Source organism: Lentzea jiangxiensis (assembly GCF_900104175.1).
Taxonomy (GTDB): Bacteria; Actinomycetota; Actinomycetes; order Mycobacteriales; family Pseudonocardiaceae; genus Lentzea; species Lentzea jiangxiensis.
The window spans coordinates 1-2,043 of the sequence record NZ_FNIX01000053.1; the positions used below are offsets into that span (position 1 = coordinate 1).

Below are 2,043 nucleotides of genomic sequence, written 5' to 3' on the forward strand. Positions count from 1 at the left end.
GCGCGAACTCCAGGCCTTACTCGCGGTCTGGACAGGCGTCTGCCACACCTGCCGACAACCCGTCCAGACCCCAACACCCACAACAACACCCCAGGTCAGCAGCACCTAACAAAGCACTACTAGTGTGCTGAGTCATTAGTTCGTGTGCAGGCGTAGGGTTTGGTGGCATGCCGAACCCGAAGCTGCCTGAGTTGGTGTTGTCCAACGACGAGGCGGGCGTGTTGCGCGGCTGGATGCGGCGTCGGAAGACGGCGCAGGCGTTGGCGTTGCGGGCGCGGATCGTGTTGCGGTGCGCCGAGGGCGGCTCGAACAGTGAGATCGCGGCGGAGCTGGGAGTTCAGCGGGCGACGGTGGCGAAGTGGCGGTCACGGTTCGTGGTCGACCGGCTGGACGGGCTGCTGGACGGCGCGTCCCGGGCGGCCGCGCACGATCTCCGATGAGCAGGTCGAGGCGGTGATCACCGCGACGCTGGAGTCGACGCCGGCCAACGCCACGCACTGGTCGACGCGGTCGATGGCGGCGGAGTCGGAGCTGACCCAGACCGCGGTGACGCGGATCTGGAATGCGTTCGGTCTGCAGCCGCATCGCCGTGAGGCGTGGAAGTTGTCCAAGGATCCGTTGTTCGTGGACAAGGTCAAGGACGTGGTCGGCTCTACCTCGCGCCGCCGGAGCGTGCGGTGGTGTTGTGCGTGGACGAGAAGTCCCAGATCCAGGCGCTCAACCGCACCGCTCCGATTCTGCCGATGCTGCCGGAAACGCCGCAGCGCGCCACACATGACTACACCCGGCACGGCACGTCGAGTCTGTATGCGGCGCTGGACATCGCCTCCGGCAAGGTCATCGGCCGGCTGCACACGCGGCACCGCGCGATCGAGTTCAAGAAGTTCCTGATCGCCATCGACAAAGAGGTGCCCGCCGAGTTGGCGGTGCATCTGGTGATGGACAACGTCTCCACGCACAAGACGCCGGTGATCAAACGCTGGCTGGCCGCGCACCCGCGGTTCACCGTGCACTTCACGCCGACGTCGAGTTCCTGGCTCAACCTCGTCGAACGCTGGTTCTCCGAGCTGACCACCAAGAAACTCCAGCGCGCGAGTCACACCAGCGTCCGCGCGCTCAACCGCGATATCCGCGCCTGGATCGAGACCTGGAACGACGATCCCCGGCCCTACGTCTGGACCAAGACCGCCGACCAGATCCTCGACTCCATCGCACGCTACTGCACACGAATTAACAACTCAGGACACTAGAAGACCGTGGCCACTCGTCTTCGACGTCCGCCGAATTGACCTGCCCCGATCTGATGACGCTGGTGTTCAGGGTGCAGCGAACCCTGAACACCAGCACCGGCTCAGGTCCAGGCGGTACACAGGTCGCGAACGCAGACACGCATGACGAAAACCTTGTTGTCCTGGTAGGCGCCATGCATGATGTTGAGAGTCGACACGCGGCCGTCACCATTTCCCTGGAGAACCGTCTCTTCGGGCTTTTTGAGGTTCTGCCGCTTCTCGGTCCACCACACGCCCCGGTACCGGCCGGTGCCGTCGTTCAGCGACTCCCACGTCCGGCACACGCGCACACCGCCGAGCTCGTCACTGAGCTTATGGTATCTACAACCTTTTCCGCTGTCGGAGGCGGCGGACGTCGGGCTGGCCGCGAACATGAGCGCGCCGACGGCGACAGCGGCCGCGAACGCGGCGGAAGAAATCTTTTTGAACATGGAGGATATTCTTTCCGTTGAGGTGGAAAACCCGCTGATGGATCGAGGACAAGCACACCGCATCGATTTCTCCGCAACCAGGCAGGAGTGGCGGCAGAACTTTCGCCAGGCTCGCCGCCGGAAGTTCTGCCGCCACTCCTGCCCAGTCGCCGCGACGCGGCGGGGTGCTCGAACTTCACTCCAGATGAACGCAGTCGCACAGCAGTCCTGCCCCGCCATGCAGCCGATCTAGGGCCTGTATCGAAGTCGGTCAGAGCCATTCGTTGATCGCGGCGATGTGGACGGCCGCTTCGTAGCGGACGGCGAGTTTGTCGTAGCGGGTG

At 64.2% G+C, this 2,043-nt stretch carries 1 protein-coding gene and 1 pseudogene; one reads left to right on the plus strand and one right to left on the minus strand.

Going from position 1 to position 2,043, the window contains the following annotated elements; genetic code table 11:
* Positions 1-167: 167 nt before the first annotated feature.
* A pseudogene (locus BLQ91_RS43990) lies at positions 168-1,250 on the plus strand (IS630 family transposase).
* Positions 1,251-1,351: 101 nt separating this feature from the next.
* On the opposite strand, the gene BLQ91_RS39910 reads toward BLQ91_RS43990, so the two are convergent.
* On the minus strand, positions 1,352-1,720 hold the full coding sequence (locus tag BLQ91_RS39910) for a hypothetical protein (protein ID WP_090105787.1): 369 nt from the start codon (positions 1,718-1,720) through the stop codon (positions 1,352-1,354).
* Positions 1,721-2,043: the final 323 nt, after the last annotated feature.